The 21388-nt window shown below is 66.8% G+C and carries 21 protein-coding genes; 6 read left to right on the top strand and 15 right to left on the bottom strand.

The window, feature by feature from the left end; genetic code table 11:
- Nucleotides 1-44 precede the first annotated feature (44 nt).
- Nucleotides 45-2900 carry a hypothetical protein gene (locus VI056_08775; GenBank protein ID HEY6203125.1) on the top strand — a complete coding sequence of 952 codons (2856 nt, stop codon included), beginning with the start codon at nucleotides 45-47 and terminating at the stop codon, nucleotides 2898-2900.
- Nucleotides 2901-2904: 4 nt separating this feature from the next.
- Here the strand turns inward: VI056_08775 and VI056_08780 are convergent, their stop codons facing one another.
- The 6 genes from VI056_08780 to VI056_08805 all read right to left on the bottom strand — a co-directional run bounded on the left by VI056_08780 (nucleotide 2905) and on the right by VI056_08805 (nucleotide 8080).
- Complete coding sequence (locus tag VI056_08780) at nucleotides 2905-3276, bottom strand: DUF4260 family protein (protein ID HEY6203126.1); 372 nt, start codon at nucleotides 3274-3276, stop codon at nucleotides 2905-2907.
- Complete coding sequence (rdgB, locus tag VI056_08785) at nucleotides 3273-3869, bottom strand: RdgB/HAM1 family non-canonical purine NTP pyrophosphatase (protein HEY6203127.1); 597 nt, start codon at nucleotides 3867-3869, stop codon at nucleotides 3273-3275. Before rdgB ends, VI056_08780 begins: the two co-directional genes overlap by 4 nt.
- Nucleotides 3866-4573 carry a ribonuclease PH gene (gene rph / locus VI056_08790; protein ID HEY6203128.1) on the bottom strand — a complete coding sequence of 236 codons (708 nt, stop codon included), beginning with the start codon at nucleotides 4571-4573 and terminating at the stop codon, nucleotides 3866-3868. Before rph ends, rdgB begins: the two co-directional genes overlap by 4 nt.
- Nucleotides 4570-5433 (bottom strand): MazG family protein, encoded by an 864-nt coding sequence (locus tag VI056_08795; protein HEY6203129.1) that lies wholly within the window; start codon nucleotides 5431-5433, stop codon nucleotides 4570-4572. Before VI056_08795 ends, rph begins: the two co-directional genes overlap by 4 nt.
- 139 nt (nucleotides 5434-5572) lie before the next feature.
- Nucleotides 5573-6925 (bottom strand): peptidylprolyl isomerase, encoded by a 1353-nt coding sequence (locus tag VI056_08800; protein HEY6203130.1) that lies wholly within the window; start codon nucleotides 6923-6925, stop codon nucleotides 5573-5575.
- A gap of 21 nt (nucleotides 6926-6946) precedes the next feature.
- A complete protein-coding gene (locus VI056_08805) occupies nucleotides 6947-8080 on the bottom strand; it encodes a glycosyltransferase family 1 protein (GenBank protein HEY6203131.1) in 1134 nt (377 codons plus the stop codon).
- 24 nt (nucleotides 8081-8104) lie between these two features.
- Between VI056_08805 and VI056_08810 the strand changes: the two genes are divergently transcribed.
- Together VI056_08810 and VI056_08815 are read left to right on the top strand one after the other, a co-directional pair.
- A complete protein-coding gene (locus VI056_08810; protein ID HEY6203132.1) occupies nucleotides 8105-8788 on the top strand; it encodes a polyprenol monophosphomannose synthase in 684 nt (227 codons plus the stop codon).
- A gap of 219 nt (nucleotides 8789-9007) precedes the next feature.
- Nucleotides 9008-10216 carry a hypothetical protein gene (locus VI056_08815; protein HEY6203133.1) on the top strand — a complete coding sequence of 403 codons (1209 nt, stop codon included), beginning with the start codon at nucleotides 9008-9010 and terminating at the stop codon, nucleotides 10214-10216.
- Here VI056_08815 and VI056_08820 read toward each other — a convergent pair.
- Entirely contained in the window at nucleotides 10213-11373 is a 1161-nt protein-coding gene (locus VI056_08820) for a DegT/DnrJ/EryC1/StrS family aminotransferase (GenBank protein HEY6203134.1), read from the bottom strand. The genes VI056_08815 and VI056_08820 overlap by 4 nt on opposite strands.
- Nucleotides 11374-11387: 14 nt before the next feature.
- Nucleotides 11388-12359 carry an NAD-dependent epimerase/dehydratase family protein gene (locus VI056_08825; protein HEY6203135.1) on the bottom strand — a complete coding sequence of 324 codons (972 nt, stop codon included), beginning with the start codon at nucleotides 12357-12359 and terminating at the stop codon, nucleotides 11388-11390.
- A 131-nt stretch (nucleotides 12360-12490) separates the two neighbouring features.
- Here VI056_08825 and VI056_08830 point away from each other — a divergent pair, with 131 nt between their 5' ends.
- Together VI056_08830 and VI056_08835 are read left to right on the top strand one after the other, a co-directional pair.
- Nucleotides 12491-12649, top strand: a complete 159-nt coding sequence (locus VI056_08830; GenBank protein HEY6203136.1) for a Flp family type IVb pilin — start codon at nucleotides 12491-12493, stop codon at nucleotides 12647-12649.
- An 84-nt stretch (nucleotides 12650-12733) separates the two neighbouring features.
- The gene (locus VI056_08835) at nucleotides 12734-13522 is read left to right on the top strand and encodes a class I SAM-dependent methyltransferase (GenBank protein HEY6203137.1); all 789 of its coding nucleotides are present in this window, start codon (nucleotides 12734-12736) and stop codon (nucleotides 13520-13522) included.
- Here VI056_08835 and VI056_08840 read toward each other — a convergent pair.
- From VI056_08840 to VI056_08855, 4 genes are all read right to left on the bottom strand, one after another.
- Nucleotides 13503-14627, bottom strand: coding sequence for a DegT/DnrJ/EryC1/StrS family aminotransferase (locus VI056_08840; GenBank protein ID HEY6203138.1), 1125 nt, complete (start codon nucleotides 14625-14627; stop codon nucleotides 13503-13505). The genes VI056_08835 and VI056_08840 overlap by 20 nt on opposite strands.
- Before the next feature lie 25 nt (nucleotides 14628-14652).
- Complete coding sequence (locus VI056_08845; GenBank protein ID HEY6203139.1) at nucleotides 14653-15336, bottom strand: DapH/DapD/GlmU-related protein; 684 nt, start codon at nucleotides 15334-15336, stop codon at nucleotides 14653-14655.
- Entirely contained in the window at nucleotides 15333-16370 is a 1038-nt protein-coding gene (locus VI056_08850) for a Gfo/Idh/MocA family oxidoreductase (protein ID HEY6203140.1), read from the bottom strand. The genes VI056_08845 and VI056_08850 overlap by 4 nt, the downstream gene beginning before the upstream one ends.
- Nucleotides 16371-16809: 439 nt before the next feature.
- Nucleotides 16810-19689 (bottom strand): UPF0182 family protein, encoded by a 2880-nt coding sequence (locus VI056_08855; GenBank protein ID HEY6203141.1) that lies wholly within the window; start codon nucleotides 19687-19689, stop codon nucleotides 16810-16812.
- A 19-nt stretch (nucleotides 19690-19708) separates the two neighbouring features.
- Here VI056_08855 and VI056_08860 point away from each other — a divergent pair, with 19 nt between their 5' ends.
- A complete protein-coding gene (locus tag VI056_08860) occupies nucleotides 19709-20227 on the top strand; it encodes a hypothetical protein (protein ID HEY6203142.1) in 519 nt (172 codons plus the stop codon).
- On the opposite strand, the gene VI056_08865 is transcribed toward VI056_08860, so the two are convergent.
- The 3 genes from VI056_08865 to VI056_08875 form a co-directional block, all read right to left on the bottom strand.
- Nucleotides 20228-20626 (bottom strand): type II toxin-antitoxin system VapC family toxin, encoded by a 399-nt coding sequence (locus VI056_08865; protein HEY6203143.1) that lies wholly within the window; start codon nucleotides 20624-20626, stop codon nucleotides 20228-20230.
- Nucleotides 20627-20632: 6 nt separating this feature from the next.
- Nucleotides 20633-20893, bottom strand: a complete 261-nt coding sequence (locus VI056_08870; protein ID HEY6203144.1) for a hypothetical protein — start codon at nucleotides 20891-20893, stop codon at nucleotides 20633-20635.
- Nucleotides 20894-20968: 75 nt separating this feature from the next.
- Nucleotides 20969-21388, bottom strand: a 420-nt coding sequence (locus VI056_08875; protein ID HEY6203145.1) for a glycosyltransferase, incomplete at its 5' end; no start/stop codon positions are given.

Genomic DNA, 21388 nt, shown 5'->3' on the forward strand with positions numbered 1-21388 from the left:
GCGCCGAGACCGGGATCGCTCGACCCCATCGCATACTCGGCGCGGTGAGGAAGGTCGCGGTCGCGCTTGCCTGTGCGCTCGCGCTCAGTCTCACGAACGGCGCGCGGCCGGCCGCCGGAGCATCCACGTCGCCGCCCAGCCCGACGACATCGGCCGCTCCCGCCGCCTCATGCGGCACGCCGGGCGTGCCGACCACGACGATCTTTCTCCCGAACATCACGAAGATGCTCGGCGGACCGAACGGCTGGGTCACGCCGTTCATCGTGCAGAACGTCGGCGTGAAGAAGGCGACGCTCGAAGTGTCGTTCTTCCGCTTCAGCGACGGCGGACTCGTTGCCTGCCGCCGGGTGGACAACCTCGCGCCAGCGACGAGCTTCGCCGACTACCCGAACAACGACGCCGACCTTCCGGTCGACGCGCAGTTCTCTGTTGTCGTGAAGTCCTTCGGGTCGGAGGTCGTCTCGGTCGTCAACGAGCATCAGGGACAGGGCACGCCGGCGCGTGCCGAGGCGCTCTCGTACAACGGACTCACCACCGGCGCGACGACGGTCTACCTGCCGTTCGTCGCCAAGCCAGAGCCAGCTCCGTGCTCGGCCGTTCCGCAGACCGACGCGACCTGCAACGTGCGCTGGGTCACCACCTTCGTCATGCAGAACTTCGGCACGGTCGACGCCGCGGTGACCGCGCGCTTCGTCAGCTACGACGGCGCATCGACCGCGACACTGAGCCGGACGATCGCGCCGGGACGATCGCGGTTCGTGGACCCCTCGGTCGAGGCGCAGCTGCGCGCGGGCCGGTACTACTCGGTCGTACTCACGTCGACGCAGCCGATCGGCGTCATCGCGAATGCGCACGACGACGCGCCGACGACCACCGCGCCGCGAGGCTTCAGCTACAACGGGATCGCCCAGCCGTCGTCCGGTGACGTATTCCTGCCCTACGTGCGGCGTGACGGCGTGGCCCCGAGAACGTACGCGAACGGCGTGGTCATACAGAACGGCGGCACGAGCGACGTGGCGCCGACGCTCACGTTCCAGCGGCTCGGCGGCGGCAGTCCGTTCACGATCGCGGCGCCGGCACCGATCAAAGCCGGGATGACCTGGTACTTCGATCCGGAGGCGTATCCGATCCTGACAGTGGGCGAGTACTCGGTCGTCGTCGGTGGCGGAGCGCTGGCGGTGCTCGACGCCACGCTGAGCGCCGGCGCGGCGATGGGATACGTCGGGGTGACCGGTCAGGGCAACCGCGCCTATCTCCCGAACATCACGCGGACGCTCGGCGGCGCGCGTGGTTGGAGCACCCCGATCGTGCTGCAGTCCACAGGCGCGACGAGCGCGACCTTGCGCTGGTACCGGTTCGCGGACGGTGCGCTCATCACGCGCCAATCGGTCGGGCCGTTCGGCCGCGGTGCGGCGCTCCGCGTCGATCCACGGAACGTCCTCGGGCTTTCAGACGACACCCAGTACGGGGTCGTCGTCGACGCGCAGGGCGGGACCATCGCCGCGCTCGTCACCGAGCTCAACTTCGAGGGCGGCGACGGGACGATGATCTACGAGGGCTTCCCCGCGACCGTCAGCACCGTACCCGCGCCGACCGCAGTGCTGCTCACGCCTGGCGTCGCGCAGCTTGGCACCGACGAGACCGCGCAGCTGACCACGACCGTGAAGGACCAGTTCGACCAGGCGATGCCTGATGTGCTTCCGACCTGGCGCGTCGCGCCGTTCGCGCTCGGATCGGTCGCGAGCAGCGGACTCCTCACTGCGGGCTCGATCGGCGGCGTCGGGTCGATCACGGTGACGGCGGGGAACGCCTCCGAGACGATCCAGCTCACAGTCGTCGCGCCAGTGCCCGTCACGAAGGGCGGCATCTCGTTCCTGCTGCGCACGACCGGATCGACCGACTTCTATGCGGAGGCGACGGTGTCGCGGTTCGAGGCAGGCGCGATCAACACACAGGTCAATGCGGATATCGCGAGCATCCAGCAGCACTACGGCAGGAGCTACATCGCGCGCCCCGAGGTGTACCTGCTGGCGACCGACACGACCTACGCGACCGCGCAATCACAGATCCTGGGCCTCGCGACCACATTCGTGTCGTCTCCGGCCGAGGCTGACCCGTTCGAGAGCGCGGGCGTCTACTACCAGAAGCGCGTCGCGATGGACCTCGCGCGCACCGGGAACAGCCTGCCCTTCACGACGGCGCGCCACGAGCTGACGCACATGATGATCGACGAGATCACTGGCGACGCGTCAGTCCCGGCGTGGCTGAACGAGGGCTCGGCAAGGCTAGAGGAATTCACGGTCACCGGAGCCGAGTGGCTGCGGGCGCTCAACAGGCACCGCGCCGTCTCTATGACGGTGAACGGCCGACAGCTGAGCACGGCCGAGCTCACGTCGCAGGGTTCGTGGAACTCGCGCGAAGGCGCTCTCAGCACGTACCAGTACGCCGAGGCATCGCAGATCGTCGGGCTGCTCCGCAGCGACATCGGCCTCCCCGGTCAGATGCAGATCCTCACGCTGCTGGGTGCGGGCCGGACGTTCGAAGAGGCATACGGCGCGGTCACAGGACGTTCGTGGGCGGAATTCGCGGCATCGGTGCCGGCTCGTCTTCGCGCGATCGCGACATCACCCGGCATCGCATTTGCGCCCGACAGCACGGCCGGGACCGGGGCGAACGGCGCGACGTTCGTGATCTTCGGCTATCAGCCAAGCTCGGTCGTCACGGTCTCGATCCGCGGCGTGGCGACCGGCTCGAGCAACGGCGGCCAGTTCCGCATCGTCGACGAGATGGGCGTCTATTGGAGCTGGCTTGGAACGTCGTGGCCGGCTGACACCTACAGGTTCACGGTGACGTCGGGTAACGCGCCCACGGTGACGGGTACCTTCATCAAGACGCCGTAGCGAGCTAGATCAGCGCCTGACCGCCGTCATCGCCGCGCAGCCCGAAGCCCATGAGGCGATCGAGGCTCACGTGCAGGAGCCAGCCTAGGAGCGGCCACGGGTTTCCTGCGACGAGAAGCAGGAGTGCGATCCACAACACGATCGGCAGGGTGAAGTTGTGCCACCCGTTGTAGAGCCAGACCGCGCGCGGCGGGATAGAGCCCTTCCCCGTTGACGCACCGAAGAGGAACGACGGCACCAGGCCAAAGACGTCCGGCGCGAACAGCCAGAACCAGAACCAAGCCGTGATCTGGTCCTTCTGCCAGATCGCCGCGCCGATGAGGAGAAGCGCGAGCGCGAGGTACTCGCTGTGATGGACGATGCGCGCGCGCATCATCGAGGCTCACCGGCGAGATACGCACGCAGCTTTGCGACAGCAAGACCGCGGTGCGAGATCCGGTGCTTCTCGTGAGCGGGCAGCTCGGCCATCGTGCGGCCATCACCGGCGATCACGAACAGCGGGTCGTAGCCGAAGCCCGCGTCGCCGCGCGGTGCGAGCGCGATCTCACCGCGCACCTCGCCATCGAAGAGCTCGACACGTCCGTCGGACGACGCGAGCGCCGTTACGCACACGAAGCGCGCGCTGCGCGACGCGACGCCGTCGAGCAGCGCGAGCAGCTTCTCGTTCCGCTCTGCCGCGCTCGCGTCATCACCGAAGAAACGGCGGCTGCGCAGGCCGGGCGCGCCACGAAGCGCATCGACCTCGAGGCCGGAATCGTCCGCGACGGTGCGCAGACCGGTTGCGGCGGCGTACGTGCGCGCCTTGTCCGCCGCGTTCTCCGCGAATGTCGCGCCGGTCTCGTCGGGCTCTGGCGGGACGGGATCGAGATCCCCAGGGACGGCGAGGTCGAGATCGAGGCCCGCGAGAAGCTCTCGGTATTCGTGCTGCTTCCCGGGATTCCCAGTCCCGATGAGCAGGCGCTCCGTCACCGCAGGGCGGCGCGCTGCGCTTCGATGAGCTGACTGATGCCGCGAAGCGTCAGGTCCAAGACCTGATCGAAGTCCGCCTTGGAGAATGGTCGACCCTCTGCGGTGCCCTGCACTTCGATGAGCTGGCCATCCGAGTTCGCCACCACGTTCACGTCGGCGTCGGCGATCGAGTCTTCGGCATACGCGAGATCGAGCATCAGCTCCCCCTTGACGAACCCCGCGGAGACGGCCGCGACGTTCTTCCGCATCGGGGACGGCGTGATCTTGCGCACGGCGTGCGCGAGCGCGACGTATCCGCCGGTGATCGCGGCGGTGCGCGTGCCACCGTCGGCCTGGATCACCTCGCAGTCGACGATCACGCTGCGAGACCCGAGCGCCTTGAGATCGACCGCGCTGCGCAGCGCTCGCCCAACGAGCCGCTGGATCTCGAACGTGCGTCCGCCGGGCCGGCCGGCGATGCTCTCGCGCTGACTCCGCTCGGGCGTGGAGCGCGGCAGCATCGCGTACTCCGCGGTCACCCAGCCCTCGCCTTTGCCTTCCAAGAAGCGCGGCACGCTGTCCTGGAGCGTTGCCAGGCACAGCACGACCGTGTCGCCGAACGAGATACGCGCGGAGCCTTCCGCGAACTTCGACACGCCGACCTCGATCGTGATCGGACGCAGCGCGTCGTTCGCGCGCCCATCGGGTCGCTTGAACTTACTCACTGCGTGGTCTTGTCCCACAGGGCGCGCATCTCGTCGGCAGAGTAAGACTCCAGCGGGCGACCGTCGGCGCGGGCGCGCGCCTCCACGCGCGCGACGTGCCTCATGAAGCGCTCGTTCGCCTCGCGCAGCGCGCTCTCGGCATCGAAGCCCTGCTCGCGCGCCGCGCCGACGAGGTCGAACAGCAGCTCGCCAAGGAACTCCGGGTCGTCAACGTCCACCGGAAGCTCGATGCGCGGCGGGATCATCCGCACGCGAGCGGCGCGCTCCTGCAGCCGCTCGGCGGCGAACAGCGCCGGTAGGTCTTTCGGCACACCGCCGAGCACGCTCTGTCCGTCCTTCGGACCTCCTCCCCCGCCGGCCCGCTCCTCGCGCTTGATGCGCTCCCATTGCCCGAGCAGATCGCCACCCTCGATCGCCACACCTTCGAAGACGTGCGGGTGACGGCGCACGAGCTTCTCGCCGAGCCGCCGCGCGACGTCCGCGATGTCGAACGCCCCCTCCTCGTGCGCGAGCTGGGCATGGATCGCCACCTGGAAGAGGAGATCGCCGAGCTCGTCGCGCAGCCGCTCGAGGTCACCGGAATCGAGCGCCTCCAGCGCCTCGTACGCCTCTTCGAGCAGATGCGGTCGCAGGGACGCGTGCGTCTGCTCGCGGTCCCACGGGCAGCCGTCCGGGGCACGAAGACGATCTGCGATGCGGCTGATGGCAGCGACGGACGCGAGATCGACGTATGGATCGACCGGTGGGAACACGACGAACCGCGCATCGGATGTGCCCACGGAGTCGAGCGTCAGCGAGCGTTCGCCGCCGGAGCCGAGCGCGATGAGCGGATGCGCGGCGGGATAGTGCTTGCGCAGCACGGCGAGGTCGGGCTTCGCGTCGAGGACGAGGACGACCGCGCGCAGCGTCGAGTACGAGTGGCGGTCGATCGCGCTCGCGGGGATGACGTCTACGCCGCCGGGAAACCGCGCGAGGAGCCGCTCGAGCGCCTCAGGAAGATCAGCCGTCGAGCTCGTGCCCGGGCACCAGCTTCTGAACGCCGTGCGCCTTCTTCTGCTGCTGGAGCCAGTACGTGTATGCGTTGTCCTTGATCTTCGTCTTCTGGTCGTCGTCGAGCGCGCGCGCCGGGTCCTTCTCGAGGATCTTGTACCAGACGGTGTTCGTCTTATCGCTGTGCTGGACGGTGCGCAGGCCGACGTCGAGGACGAAGATCTCGCTCTCGACACTGACGTCCGTCAACATGCCGCGCGCGTACCAGCCGAGCTCGCCGCCCTTGTCCTTCGTCGCGCTGTCTTCTGAGAAGTGTTTCGCGATCTCGGAGAACTCCGTGCCCGCGTCGAACGCCTTCTGGATATCCGCGACCTTCTTCAGCTGATCCGCGTACGTCTGGAAGTCACCGCCTGCGGTCGGGAACGGCGTCGAGACCTGGATCCAGGCGACCTTCACCTGCTCTGTCGGTGACTGCGTGTTCCGCTCCTGGGCGCGCTTCGTGTACTCCGCGCGGAGCAGCTCATAGCGGGCCCGCGCCTTGATCTCGTCGATCGGGATCTTGTACGAGACGGCGCGCTTCACGAAGTCGTTCTCTTCAGGTCCGCGCTTCTGCATCACCTGGAGGATGTGGTAACCGAACTGGCTCTTGACCGGATCCGAGACCTGTCCCATCGGCAGCGACTTCGCCGCCTCCTCGAACTCCTTGACGAACTGGCCCTTGGACACCCAGCCAAGGTCGCCGCCCGATTGCGCGTTGCTCGAGTCGTCGGAGTTGTCCGCCGCGAGCTTGTTCCAAAGGGCCTGGTCGTTGGGATCCTGCTTCAGCTGATCGGCGAGCGCGCGCGCCTTCGCGAGCGCGACGGAATCAGCGAGGTCTTTGTCATCGCCCTTCGGCGTGATGAGGATGTGGCGCGGGTGGTACTGGCCGAAGTCCTCGTTGTACTTGTCGTCGATCGCGGCCTGGTCGTACTTGATGCCGTCCTCGCGTGCGGCGGAATCGAGGATCGCCTCCTCGACGAGCGCATCAAGCGCGACGCCCTCGTATTCGGCCTTCTGCCTCAGGACCTGCGGGTCGTTCTCGTATCCGGGTGGTACGCCGAAGTCGACGTAGAAGCGCACGTATTGATACGCCAGCTCGCGCTTGTACTCGCGCAGCGACACCGAGTGGCCGTCGAACATCATCGCGGGCTTGAGGTTGTTGTCGTAGTAGCGCGAGGACGCGGCCCAGGCCACAAGGCCGAGCGAGAAGAAGAGGATCGCCGAGAAGATCGTCACGATGATCGTTTGCTGGCGGCGCTCGCGCTGCCACCGCGCCATGCGCTGACGCTGCGTGAGTCGCGGAAGAGGGATACGACGTGCCACGGGGAACCGAATTGTACCGGGCTAGCCGACGCGCCGATAGACGGCGAGCGTGTCGGCGGCGGCCCGGTCCCACGAGAAGCGCGCGGCGCGCGCCCGCGTACGCGCGCGCAGCTCCCGCTGCTTCGCCTCGTCCTCGAGATACGCGACGAGTGCGTCGCCAAGGGCGTCCGGATCGCCTGGCTCGACGAGGACGCCCGCGTTGCCAACGACCTCCTCGACGGCGCCGGCGCGATAGCCGACGACCGGCGTACCCGCGGCGAGGGACTCTAGCGGCGTCAGGCCAAAGCCCTCGAGCAGCGCGGCGTGGAGAAGGCATTCGGCGCCCGCGTAAAGAGCGGCCAGCGTCGCGTCGTCCACCCGACCGGTCACGACGACCCGCTCGCGGGGCGCTCGCGTCTGCTCCAGCGCGCGCGTGAGGTACGACGAGAGCTTTCCGAGATCGCCGGCGATGACGAGGCGAAGGTAGGGATGCGTTGCCGAGGCGCGGGCGAACGCCGCGAGGAGGCCCTCCATGTTCTTCCGTGGGTCGAACTGGCCGACATACAGAACGTACCGTCCGGGCACGCCAAAAGTTGCCGCGACCCGCCGTCCCTCCTCGGGCGATGGCGGCGCGAACTCGGTGTCGACCGCCTCGGGGATCACCGTCACGCGCTCGGGCGGGACGAGCAGCAGATCGACGACGTCGCGCCGAGTGGCCTCCGAGACCGCGATGATCGCGTCGGCGCGTCGCGCGAGCGCGTACTCCCAGGCGTGGCCGAGTCGCGCGTGCGGCAGGCGGAGGTAGTGCTGGGGCCAGCGCAGCGGCGCGAGGTCGTGGATCGTGATCACCGCGCGATACGTTCGCAGCGCGGGCAGCCCGAGCTGCGTCGAGTGATAGACGCGCGGGCGCGCGAGCGCGAGCTCCGCCGAGAGCAGGATCGGATCGACCGCGAGCATCGAGAGCTCCGGGCGTCGAAGACGAAGCGTGTTGAGATCGCGATGCGGTGGGAGAGGCGACATGTCGGCCGGCGGGAAATTTCGAAGGCGCAGCAGCGTCCATTCGATGTCATCCGGTGCGAGGCGCGCGAACGCCGCGAGCAGGTTGCGTGTGTAGCGACCGATTCCGCGAACACGGGCCACCGTTTGCAGATGGCGCGCATCGAAGGTGACGCGCAAGGCACATAGACTAGCCGCACGTTCATTTCCGTCGTCGTTCCCACGTACAACGAAGTCGGTTCGCTGCGCCACCTCGTGCCGCGCCTCGCGGCGGCGCTCGCGGTGCACACGTGGGAGCTGATCGTCGTCGACGACGGCTCGCCCGACGGCACCGCCGATCTCGCCGAGTCATACGCCGCCGTCCATCCCGTACAGGTGATCCGCAGGCCGGGCAAGGCCGGCCTCGCGTCCGCTGTCCTCGCGGGATTCGCGCAGGCGCGCGGCGACATCCTCCTCGTCATGGACGCCGATCTCTCGCATCCGCCTGAGGCCGTCCCGCGACTCGCGGCAGCGATCGAGGAGGGCGCGGACCTCGCGGTGGGAAGCCGCTACGTAAAGGGCGGTGGCACCGAGGACTGGCCGCTGAAGCGGCGCGTCGTGTCGCGCGCGGCCTGTCTCATGGGGAATCTGCTCGTGCCGATCCGCGACTGCACATCCGGCTTCTTCGCGATCCGCAAGTCGGCGCTCGACGGCGTGAAGCTCAACCCGATCGGATTCAAGATCGGCTTCGAGGTCATGGCGCGCGCGCACTACAAGAAGGCCGTCGAGGTCCCGTATGTGTTCCGCGACCGCGAGCTCGGCAAATCAAAGTTCGGCCGCCGCGAGATCCTGCAGTACCTCGTGCAGCTGGGCCAGGTCGCGCGTGATCGAGTGCTCCACAGAACTTGACGTTTCGGTAACGAAGACTGCGAAGCATTGACGCTCGTCCGACGGGGCAGGTGACTTGCGCGCTCGCACACATGGAGGAGAGGGACATACGGCTCGGCGCCCCGTGATGACGGCACGCTCATCGATGTACTTGATCGCGTGCTCGACAAAGGCATCGTCATCGACGCGTTACCTCCTGTACGCGGACAAGCTGGATCTGAGATACCTACCATCTCGCGGGTGAGGGAGCCGGCTCCGACGGCCACGTCTCAGCTCGTCTTCGTTTCTCTCATCGGCTTCCGGCCAGAAGGGACGCGAGTCCTCCGCGACCGCACCCAGACGACCGCGAACGGCACGAGGCTCATGGTCCTCGCCGCCGCAGCCGCACGGGATCGCACGGATGTCGTGATCGAGTGGGAGCGCACGGGCGATCCCGCGACTTGTCCTCCCGACTCGCAGCTTCTCTGGCACACCAACAGCCAGCCACTGGAGCACGGACTCACCGTTGACCTCCTGGTCGGCACCGGCCGAGTCAGTGCGATCCGGATGGCTCGTCGGGCGTACCACTCGAGCCACCCTTCCATCGGGGCGATCGACGCGGTCAGCTTTGGGTCGCTGCCGGCCGGGACCAGCGCCGCCGAGCTGCTTGTGACCGAGGGCGAACGCGAGTGGCGCGCGCAGCTCGCTGTCGTGCCACGCGACGCGAACGCCTCCGCGCTCACGGCGGAGCTCAACCGCGACGGAATCGCCGTTCGCGCGACCGCTGTCGCGAAGGACCGGGACAAAGTCGTCGTCGAGCTCGAGGTCGTGGCGCCGCATCAGATCCGGCAGGTCGGTGCGCCGCTGACCGCACCAGTGCGCTTCGCAAGCACGAGTGACGAGGATCAGCGGGCCCGCAGAGCCAAGATTCGTCGTGTCCTCGGCCAGCACTCTCGACCGATCACGCTAGAGGACGATCGAGGCGGCCGGACCGACGAGGGCCGCCGTCTCTTTTCACAGGAGCCACAGCAACGCGCGCCGGGCACCCCGTACGTCAGTCGATTCGTTGTCGCGTTCGACGCGCCAGGCACCGCTGCGAAATCCGCAACGATCGTGGTCCCGTTCATCGACCTCAACGACCGCGAGCCTTCCGCCAGGGCGGATCTGCGCGATGTGCCACTTGATGTGAAGCTCGGCGAACACCAATTCCGAGTCATCAGCGCCGAGCCGATCGGGACGGATCAGCGACACGTCGTCCTCACCATCGCGCCGTCCCAGTCACGGCCTCGGTTCACGCAGCCAGCCCGGATGCACGGCACCGACGACAAGAACTTCGCCTGGAATCCCGACTCGACTCCGGGCGACAGTGTTTCGCTCACGACGAAGGTCGGCGATCCGCCGATCGTCACCTTCACCGGCGCAGTGCTGCGTATCGACGGACCGCTGCGCCTGGAGATTCCTCTCCGCTAGCGGGGCCCGAGCTCGTCGCGCAACGCGTCGATCACGTAGGTCTGCTCCTCGTCGGTCATCGCCGCGTAGAGCGGGATGAGCATCGTCGTGCGCGTCGCCTCCTCAGTCACGGGCAGGCTCACCTTGCCGTATCGCGACGTGTAGGTCTTCTCCAGGTGCGAGGCCATGACGCCGCGACGCGTGGCGATCCCGCGGCGCAGGAGGTTGGTCATGAGCTCCTCGCGATCAAGCCGGCACTCCTTCGTGAGGCGCAGGCAGTACGACTGGTAGGTGTGATCCGCGTACGGAGGCACGAATGGGACCTCGATACCGCGGATGTCGGATAGCTCCTCGTTGTATCGCTTGGCGCGCGCGCGACGGACACGGAGCAGCTCGTCGAGCCGGCGCAGCTGCACGAGACCGATTGATGCCTGGATGTCGGTCATCCGGTAGTTGAACCCGAGCTCGTTGTACTCCTCGATGATCACGCGATCCGAGCTGTGGCGCTCGAGGTCGGACACGCTCATGCCGTGCGCGCGCAGCTTGCGGGCGCGTCCGGCGAGCGCGTCGTCGTCGGTCGTGATCATCCCGCCCTCGCCGGTGGTGATCACCTTGCGCGGGTGGAAAGAGAAGACGGTCTGATGAGCGTTCGCTCCGACGCGGCGTCCCTTGTACGACTCGCCGATCGCGGGCGCGGCGTCCTCGACGACGTCGATACCGTGCCGCTTCGCGATGTCATTGACCGCGTCGATATCACAGCCGAGGCCGATCTGGTCGATCGGCATGATCGCCTTCGTCCGCTTGGTGATCCGCTTCTCGATGTCCTTGGGATCGACGTTGAACGTGCGCGGATCGACTTCGCAGAACACGACGTCGGCGCCGGTGTAGAGCACCGCGTTCGCGGAGGCGATGAAGGTGAACGACGGCACGATGACCTCGTCACCGCGGCCGATACCGATGCTCGCGAGCGCGAGATGCAGTCCGGTGGTGCACGACGTGGTCGCGATGCCGTGCTTTGCTCCAACATAGGCGGCCACGGCCTTCTCGAACTCGGCGACCTTCGGGCCCTGCGTCACCCAGCCGCTCTTGATCGACTCGTATGGAGCGCGGGCCTCTTCTTCGGTCAACGCGGGCTTGGTGATCGGGATGTTCATCTTCCGCTGCGTCTCGGTAGCCATGTGCCCCTCCTCAGTTAGCGGGTCGAACGTGTGAGCGCCGCGCGCCGCCACGCGATCAGCTGTCGCACTCCGTCGGCGAGACTGGTCGCGGTACGGAATCCGAGCAGCTCCTCGGCGCGGCGCGGATCGCCGTAGCGGCGAGCCGGCAGCTGTCCCGCGGGTTGCGCTTTGAACTCCATCCCCACCGAGCTCCCCGTCAGATCGAGCAACAGCGTCGCCAGCTCGCGCATCCGAGTTTCGACGCCGCTACAGACGTTCACGATAGCGTCCTTTTGCTTCACATCAGAGGCCAGAATGTTGGCTTTGACCACGTCATCGACATAAACGAAGTCAACTGATGCGGAACCGTCACCAAAGAGCGTGAGCGGCTGTCCCTGGTCGATGAGATCGAGCCAGCGGACCATGACCTCAACATATTTAGAACGGATATCCATACGCGGCCCAAACACGTTGAAGTAACGGAGCGTTGTTGTCGGCACATCGCGGAGATGCGCGAAGGCGCGCCCGAGCTGCTCGTTCGCGACTTTCGCCGCGCCGTAGACGGTCCTGCCGTTCAGCGGATGGTCCTCGTCGATCGGCAGTCGCATCGGCTCCCCGTACACGACCGCGCTGGACGCGAGGACCACGCGCGAGACCTTGGCATCGGCCGCTGCCTCGAGGACGTTGAACGTCCCGTCGACCATGACCTCCTGGCACTCGCGCGGCTGCTCCTGGCACCGAGTCCAGCGGAGCGCGGCCTGATGGAAGACAACGTCGGTCCCCGCGATATTCGCGCGGGTCGCCTCGCGATCGCGGATATCGACCTCCACCAAACGTGCGCGCCCCGTGGCGAGCGCTGCGGTGAGGTTCTCCGGGACGCCGCGCACCAGCGCGTCGAGCGCGATGACCTCGCGCGCACCGGCGGCGAGCGCCGCGTCCACAATGTGCGATCCGACGTTCCCGGCGCCGCCGGTAACGGCGACCCGCGCGCCCGACAGCGATCCCATCCCACGCAAGCCTAGCGGGCGGCACGCCGCTGGCAGGCGCGGGCTACCCCGCGGGGGCCATCATTTAGCCAGAGCTTAAGTGTCGCCCTGACGATCAGGCAAATACAGAAGAAGAGGAGGCTTAAGAACAAGTGAGTCTTCGGCAGTTCGTTCGTGACGAGGAAGGCCAGGGTCTGGTCGAATATGCACTCATCATCGCGGTCATCGCGATCGCGGTCATCATCGCGATGGTCTTCCTCCGCGGTCAGATCGAGAACATCTTCAGCAACATAGGCAACAACCTCACGTGATCGCCGCCGCGGCGGGCGCTCGCGAGGGCGTCCGTCGCGGCCGGTATCGTAAGCGGCACCACCGGCGCGTCCGAGGAGTGCCCTATGTCGTCTGAATCCATCGAGCGCATCAAGGAAACGTGGGAAGGCCGCGCCAAGAACACGCGACTGCATGGCACCTACGTGACGATGACCGACCGCAACCAGCGGGGGCTCGAGATCGACGAGGCCCTCCGCTACATACCCGTCGGGCAGCGCATCCTGGACGTCGGTTGCGGCAACGGCTATTCGAGCGCCATCTTCGCGAAGCAGGCCGAGCACATCGTTGCGATCGACTTCTCCGAGGCGATGATCGCGCGAGCGACGCGCGAATACGGAAACGTGCCGAACGTCACCTTCGAGGTGCGAGATGTCCTCGCGCCGCTTCCCTACGCAGCCGCGAGCTTCGGCGTGGCGGTCGCCCAGCGCTGCCTGATCAACCTCGCGTCGTGGGAGAACCAGCAGAGAGCGATCGAGAACATCGCACGCGTCATCCGGCCCGGTGGGCTGTTCGTGATGCAGGAGGGGTCACGTCAGGGCCGGCTGGCGCTGAACCAGCTGCGCCAGAGCATGGGCCTCCAGGCCATGCCGGACGTGCCGTTCAACACTGACTTCGATGAAGAGAAGCTGTGGCCCTTTCTCCGCCGTCACTTCGAGATCGTGGACGTCCGCCGGTATGGCCTGTACGACGTGATCGCGCGCGTCGTCCACCCGCTGCTCGTGGCGCCTGCGGAGCCGAGCTACGAGGCGAAGATCAACGACATCGCGCGCAAGATCGCCGGCACGAGCGACGCCGCCGGCGACGTGTCGCGCTGGTTCACGGCGGTCCTGCGGGTCAGCTCTTCTTCCGCATGAACTCCGACACGCTCGCCGTGACGCGGTCGATCTGACCGTCGGTCAGCTCGGGGTACATCGGCAGCGACAGGACTTCCCCTGCGATCTTCTCCGTGACCGGCAGATCGCCCTTCCGGTAGCCGAGGAACTGCGCCGCTTCCTGCATGTGGATCGGCACCGGGTAGTGGATCTGGGTCCCGATACCCTTCTCCGCGAGATACGAGCGCAGTGCGTCGCGCCGACCGCCGGGCACGCGGATCGCGTAGCAGTAGAAGACGTGCCGGCCACCCGCCGGGATCTCGGGCGTGATTATGTCGAGGCCGGTGAGCAGCTCGTTGTACCGCGCCGCGACGGCCTGGCGGCGCCCGGTCCATTCGTCGAGGCGCCGCAGCTTCACGCGGAGGATGGCGGCCTGGAGTTCGTCGAGCCGCGCGTTGTATCCAACGATCGGGTGGTAGTAGCGCATCGACTGACCGTGCTCGCGCAACGCGCGCAGATCGTCGGCGAGCTTGTCGTCGTTCGTCGTGATGCTGCCCGCCTCGCCGTACGCGCCGAGGTTCTTGCTGCAGTAGAAAGAGAAGCAGTTGACGCGTCCGCCGGCGCCCGCCTTGTTGCCGTCGTCAAGTCGTGCGCCGTGAGCCTGCGCCGCGTCCTCGATGATCGTGATGCCACGGTCCTGCGCGAGCTGGCGCAACGGCTTTAGATCGACGGTCCGCCCGTACAGGTGGACTGGGATGATCGCCTTCGTCCGCGGCGTCATGCGTGACGCGACGGAGCTGATGTCCATGAGCATCGACCGTTCGTCCACATCCACGAGGATCGGGCGGGCGTTCGCGTAGACGATCGCCTCGACCGTCGCGAAGAACGTGTGCGAGACGGTGATGACCTCGTCACCCGAGGACACGCCGCACGCGCGGATCGCGAGCTGCAACGCGTCTGTGCCAGATCCAACGCCGATCGCGTGGCTGGTGCCGCAGAACTCCGCCCATTCTTTGTCGAAAGCGCGGACGTTCGGTCCGATCGTGAGCTGCATGCTCTCGAGTACTTCGTCGATCGCCTGGCGGACCTCGTCACGGATCGTCGCGTACTGCGCCTTTAGGTCGACGAGTGGGATCTCCTGTGTCATGACGGTCATTTTGTCGCTCTCCCTTTCACTTCCGCACACTCTCTTCCAGCCACGCATATGCGTGCGGATAGATGCCGACGAAACACGCGAGGTCGGTGATGTCCTCCTTGAGCTGCACGGCAGGATTGCCCGCCCATACCGTGCGCGGCGCGATGCGGCGCTCCCGGACGACGCTTCCCGCGCCGATGAGCGCGTCTTCACCGATCTCGACGCCAGGGAGGATCGTGCTGTTCGCGCCCAGTCGCGCGCGGCTTCGCACGGTCGCGCCTTTCACGCACTGCAGGTAGGCCGGGCACTGTGGGTGCGGGTCGTCGGTGAAGACGACATGCGGGCCGAGGAATACCTCGTCCTCGATCGTGACGAGCTCGAGAAAGCACCCGGTGTGGATCCGCACGCGCGAGCCAACACGGTTGCCGAACTCCAGCGACGCGTGCGTGCCGACGGAGACGTCGTCACCGAGCACGTTGTCCTCTCGGATCGACGCGCCCTGACCTGTTTGAAGGCGGGCGCCGATCCTCGTGCCGGCGTAGATCGTGGTGAAGGGGCGGATGACCGAGTCAGGGCCGATCACCAGCGGGAGCTCGCCTTCTCTCTTTCCCCGTGGGGCCCGACCCAATACAACGTACTCGCCGACGATCGTGCCCGATCCGAGCTCGACGTTGGCAGCGATCACGGCCGTCGGGTGCACGACGACGCCGAGCGAGGTCACGCCTGCGCCGGCTCCGGACGCACCGGCTCCTGCCGATACGTTACGCGGGCGCCGCCCGAACGAAGCGAACGCATCCCCGCGTCGAGCACGCGAACGACACGCAGAGCCGCTTCGCCATCGCTTCGCGGCCGCTCGCCGGTACGTATGCAGTCGACGAAGTGTCGCATCTCCATCTGGAGTGCCTCGGTCCCAGAGAGGTGCGGGCTGCGCACATCGCCCGAACGGTAGGCGCGTAGAAGATCCTCACGCGACAGCTGCGTGACACCGTGGTCGTAGATCTTCACCTTCTCGACCGACTGCACGTCGTCGTACACCGCCATCCGCTTGTTTCCGATCACCACCATCGTCCGCAGCTTGCTCGGCGCGAGCCAGGAGAGATGGGCGTGTGCGACCGCGCCTGACGGGAAGCCCATGGTGAGGAAGACGACGTCCTCGATCTCAGGCTGCACATAGCACGCGCCCACGGATTGGACCCACTCGGGTTCCTCGTCGAGCCAGTACAGCGTGATCGACACGTCGTGCGGACCCAGATCCCAGAGCACGTTGATGTCGAATTGGTGCAGGCCGAGGTTCACGCGCTGGCTGTCGACGTAGTAGATCTTTCCGAGGTCGCCGCGCACGATCCGCTCGCGCACGTTCACCACCGCGGGGTTGTACACGAAGGTGTGGCCGACCATCAGCGTCTTACCGGCACGCTCGCTCGCGCGGATGATCGCCTCGGCGTCCTCGATCGTTCCGGCGATCGGCTTCTCGACGAAGACGTGCTTGCCGGCGGCGAACGCCTCCTCGGCGAGGCGCCGGTGCGTGCCGACAGGTGTTGCGATGCATACCGCGTCGACCTCTGGATCGGCGAACAGCTCGCGATGATCTGTCGTGGTGCGCACGGCCGGGAAGCGCTTGTGGATCGTCTGGAGACGCTCGTCCGAAAGATCCGCGACGGCCACGGGCATCGCGCCCGGTGCCTCACTGAGATTGCGGATGAGGTTCGGGCCCCAGTATCCGGCGCCGATGACGGCGACGCGCAGTGCGTTCATTCGCTTCGAAGTCTAATGGCGACCAGCGCGATTCCACGGGCCTCGATCGCTCCGACATGTACCTACTACGGCTGCGTTGTCCAGCGCGCGAACAGCAATGGCACCATCACGATCCGCGCGCCCGCGAGTGCTGCCGCGCCGCGAGTAGGGATGCGCCACCGCCGGCTAGCGCAACTAAACCCAGACCGCCGAACAACGCGATCGCAACGAAGAGCGGGACAAGCGGCGCGGGATCGCCAACTCGCGAGCGTGTTCAGGATGTTCGCGCCCCAGATCTCGTCATGGCATGTGAGCGCCGCGTGTTGCTGCTCAATGAACGCGCCCGGATCGCGCGCGAAGACGACGCCAATCGTCGCCACGCAGGGTTGTAGCGGACGGTGGGCTGCAACACGAGAACCGCGAACTGAGGACGATGGCGACGAGGACCGCGGGGCGCTGGTCATTGGCCCGTGACGGCACGGAGCTTGGTGAGATCGTCCTCGAGAAGCTTCAGGAGACGGCCGTACTCGGCGAAGTCGCTCCGCCTGAGCGCCTCCTGCGCCTGCAAGTAGTGGTCGCTGGCCGCCTTGACGAGCTCGGCGATCATGCCGGTCGCCGGTGGTGTCGTGACTGGTGGTGGCTGCGTCACCGGTGGAGTCGTGCCTGCGCCGAAGAGCGCGTCGAGCCCGGCCACGAAGGTCGGGGCCATCACGACGTGACGCTGCGTTGCCAGGATCACGCGCTGCAGCTGCGGGATCTTGCTCTGCGTCGCCTGCACGAACAGGCCCTCGACATAGACGAACGAGTTGCCGACCGGGAGCACGAGCAGATTGCCGCGGAAGCACTGCGATCCGCCGCCCTGCGGGCAGAGAAGGGTGAGCTGCTGCTTGATGGTCGCGTCGGCGTCGATGATGCCCTCGACCTGCAGCGGGCCGAAGATCTGCCGATCCCGCGAGAAGCGGAGCACTCGCAGCCTGCCGTATTCGGGCGGGTCCGCGCGGCCCGCGATCCACGCGACCATGTTGTCGCGCTGCCCGCCGGCAGGCGTCATCGGCACGAAGAGGATGAACTCCTTGCGGTCCGAGCCCGGCAGCCGCGTCGTGACGTAGTACGGCTCGATCGGCGCCTTCGACTGCCCCTGCTCCTGCACCTCGTTCGCGATCCGCCATGCGTCGCCGCGGTTGTAGAAGTTGTCGACGTCGGTCATGTGATAGATCGCGAACACCTGCGACTGGATCGAGAAGAGATCCTCCGGATAGCGCAGGTGGTCCTTGAGGCTCTGCGGCATCTCGGCCAGCGACTTGAAGAGGCTCGGGTAGATCGCGCGGAGGTTCCGCACGACCGGGTCCGTCTCGTCCACCACGTAATAGCGAACGGTGCCGTCGTATGCGTTCGTCACGACCTTCACGCTGTTCCGGATGTAGTTGAGATCGCCGTTGGACACGCGCGTTCCACCACGCACGAGCTCGTTGAAGCGCTCGCTGTACGGGTAGCGATCCCCGACCGTGTAGGCGTCGTTGATCCACCACAGCTGGCCGTCGGCGATGACGAGATAGGGGTCCTTGTCGTACTCGAGGAACGGCGCAAGGAGACGCTCGCGCTCGGCGATGTTGCGGTGGAACAGCAGACGGCTGTCGGAGCGGATCTGGTCGCTGAAGAGCAGGTTGGTCTCGCCGAAGCGGAGCGTGAAGAGCAGGCGGTCCCACAGCGAGCTCACGCCGACGCCGCCGCCGCCCGTGAAGCGGGTGCGCGCGTCGCTGCCTGCCTGCGGGTAGTCGAACTCCTCCGCAGCGCTGTCGACGATCACGTAGTCATTCGTGAGCTCGCCGTAGTAGATGCGTGGCTGGTCGATCTTCGGCTCGCCTTGCGGCGGGATGTCCTTCACGAGGAGCGCCGGCCTGCCTTCGCTGTCGACACCACCGACCGGCGTGAGGGCGGCGCCGATGCCATGCGTGAACTGCAGGTGGCGGTTGATCCAGGTCTGCTGCGCGAGCGAGGTCGTGTTGAGCTCGCGTGCCGACAGCATCACCGGCACCTCGCGACCGCCGATCGCATAGCGATCCACGTCCACGTCCACGAAGTCGTAGTACTGCTGCAGCGCCTGCATCTGGTCGAACGCCGGCAGGAGCCGGTGGTAGTCCCAGAGGCGGACCGAGAGCGTGTCGGAGAACTCTCGCGTCGCCTCGCCCTGACTCGGCGTGTCCGCGACGTCGAACTGCGACTCCTCGACCTTGTCAAGCGAGTACGCGGCGCGCGTGGCCGCGATGTTGCGCTCGAGGTAAGGACGCTCTTTGTTCAGCTGGTCAGGCGCGACCACGTAGTTCTGGACGACCGCTGGGTACACGCCGTTGATGAGGACGGTCGCGGCGAACCAGACGACGATCGCGCCGCCAAGGACCCACACGGTCCGCGCGAACGCGTTTGCGAAGCACGCGAGCGCCGCGATACCGACGATGACGGCGAGGATCGTGAGCGCGGGGATGCGCGCGTTGATGCTCGCGAAGCCTGCGCCGGTGAGGACCGGCTCCGTACGGAAGAGCAGGTCGTACTGGTCGAGGAGATAACCGAAGGCGACCAGGATGAGGAAGAGGCCGCCGAGCACCGAGAGGTGCGCGCGCGCCGGCCGCGCGAGAGCGAGCGCGGTGCGTCCGGCCACACCGAGGTCGCCGCGCGTGATCGTGCTCGTCGCGACACCGATGACGCCGCGCACCGCGTAGACGGCTACGACGCCGGCTGCGATCACGAGCACGGCGGCGATCGACCATCCGCGCGCGAACTCGAGGACCGGAAGCGTGAAGAAGTAGAAGCCGATGTCACGGCCAAAGACCGGATCGCTCACGCCGAACGGGACAGCATTGAGCCAGCGGAGCAGCTGATCCCATTGATCACCGCCCGCGATGCCGAAGAAGAACGCCGGGATCGCGATGACCCAGAGGAGACGCAGGGTCTGTGCGAGCGCGGAGGACCGCGGCCGTTCCGTGTCGACCACGACGCGCGGGACCTGTGGGCGGAGCGCGAGGTAGAGATTCGGTACGGCGACGACGAAGAAGATCAGGAAGAACGCGAGGAAGGCCCAGAAACCGGCCGTGTATCGGCGCAGGTAGACATCCTCGTAGCCGAGGCTGCGGAACCACAGCAGGTCGGTGAGGAACTCGTTAAGAGGGAGGAGCAGCAGCGGGACGAGGAGGAGGAAGAGGACGATGATGACGATCGCGACTCCGCGGCCCGACGGTGGTCGTGGTGTGCCGCCGCCGCGGCGGGTGCGAAGCGAAGATAGGTCCAGGTTCGACCAGTCGATGTTGCCCCAGTCGCGCTCGCCGTTCCCCCTTTTGTCCCTCACGGCCTCAGCATATGGGGAGATGCTCCGAAGGCTGGCGCTCGCCGCTGTCCTCGCCATGGCGATTGGCGCCTGCTCGCAGGCTCAGCCGGCACCGACGCCGACAAGCGGGTGCCCTGAACCCACGCGCACCGTGTTCGGGCAATCTCCGTTCGACATCGACAACCTCGCGACCTGGCGGAAGGAGCTGGCCGCGGGCGGCTCGTGCGAGACGGTCACCGCCGCCTACAACGCGCGCCTCGACGAGAAGAAATCGGAGCAGCTCTTCGCGAACGCCAGCACCTTCGCGATGATCGGCCGTGTCACCGATGCCGCGAGCGGCGCTCCGGTCGATCAGGTGTGCATCACGCCCGGAAAGCCCGGACAGATCTGCTGGGCTCGCACCGACAAAGACGGCTGGTACCTGCTCGACCTGGGCGCGGTGTTCGCGAAGGAAGGCTTCTTCGAGATCTTCTTCGTGAAGACGGGCTACCCGGAGCAGCACTCGGTCTCGCGGATGCTCAGCGGTCGCGCGCGGATCGATTACCAGATGACGAAGTGATCACCGCGGAACCACATACGCGACCTCGCAATAGCCGTTAGCGGCGCGCGCAAGACCGCGATCACAGGTCACGAGTGTGGCGCCGCTCAGTCTTGCGATGATCGCGTAGAACGCGTCATAGGCGGCGAATCGATCGCGTAGCGCGAACGCCTCGCCGACCAGAGGCACGATCGCGACTCGCTGCAGGTGGAGCGTTCGCAAACGGAAGAGCGCCCCGAGAGCGTCGTCGATGACGATCTCGCGGCGGTGCGTCATTCCTCGGATCGCAGAGAACACTTCAGCGTCGAAATGCACAGGGACGCGCGGCAGCTCGTTCCTCAGGACTGCGGCGACTGACGTGGTTGCGCGCGATCGGGCAACCAGTAGCTCGACCGCAGCGGACGCGTCCAGGACGATCAGGGCCGCCTACGCGCGGTCGATCGCATCGCGGATCCTGCGTACGGCAGCCGCGCCCATGCCCGGCTTGTACCCGGGTATGGGAGGCAACGAGGTCATTTCGTCGAGCCAGTCGTTGATCGTGTTTGGCTCATCGAGGTTGTCCTCGAGGATCTGGATCACGTACTTACTCATCGACACGCCCTTGCGGGCGGCCTTCGTGCGGATACGGCGCTGGAGCCGCACAGGCATGCCGCGGATCTGGAGATCGACCTTCTCTTTGCCAGCCATCGACTCAAGTATGCATGCACTAATGCATGCGCTCAAGTGTCTGTACGGCGCCCACCGAAGCCTGTGGATTCTGGGTCAAGCGTTGCGCGCCCGCACCTCAGCGAAGAGATCGAGATATGTCTCGACGACGCGCGGCCACGTGTAGGTCCGCTCGACGAATGCCTGGCCCGACGCGCCAAGGCGCGACGCGAGCTGCGGTCGGCCGATGAGCATCTCGGAGATCTCGGCGTACTCGGCCGCACTCCGGTACGCGACGCCGGCGCCCGCGCGGTACGTCATCCCCCACACCACCGGCGAACGTGCGTCGCAGATCACCGGCCGGCCGCAGGCCCACGCCTCGAGCGCGATGATCGAGAGCGACTCGAGCAGGCTCGGCTGCACGAGCGCCACGCAACCCGCGAGCGCGTCGAACTTGTCCTCGTCCGAGGTGCGGCCGAGAAGCCGGATGTCCGGACGATCGGGCACAGGCATCTCGCGGTGGCCCATGAGCACGAG

The organism is Candidatus Limnocylindria bacterium (assembly GCA_036523395.1).
Taxonomy (GTDB): domain Bacteria; phylum Chloroflexota; class Limnocylindria; order P2-11E; family P2-11E; genus CF-39.

Bases quoted from the DNA above. Each gene is read 5' to 3' on its own strand.
- VI056_08780 (HEY6203126.1), bottom strand. From the start codon at position 3,276: ATGATGCGCGCGCGCATCGTCCATCACAGCGAGTACCTCGCGCTCGCG.
- VI056_08820 (HEY6203134.1), bottom strand. From the start codon at position 11,373: ATGGCTACCGAGACGCAGCGGAAGATGAACATCCCGATCACCAAGCCC.
- VI056_08825 (HEY6203135.1), bottom strand. From the start codon at position 12,359: ATGGGATCGCTGTCGGGCGCGCGGGTCGCCGTTACCGGCGGCGCCGGG.
- VI056_08835 (HEY6203137.1), top strand. From the start codon at position 12,734: ATGTCGTCTGAATCCATCGAGCGCATCAAGGAAACGTGGGAAGGCCGC.
- VI056_08840 (HEY6203138.1), bottom strand. From the start codon at position 14,627: ATGACACAGGAGATCCCACTCGTCGACCTAAAGGCGCAGTACGCGACG.
- VI056_08850 (HEY6203140.1), bottom strand. From the start codon at position 16,370: ATGAACGCACTGCGCGTCGCCGTCATCGGCGCCGGATACTGGGGCCCG.
- VI056_08860 (HEY6203142.1), top strand. From the start codon at position 19,709: ATGCTCCGAAGGCTGGCGCTCGCCGCTGTCCTCGCCATGGCGATTGGC.
- VI056_08870 (HEY6203144.1), bottom strand. From the start codon at position 20,893: ATGGCTGGCAAAGAGAAGGTCGATCTCCAGATCCGCGGCATGCCTGTG.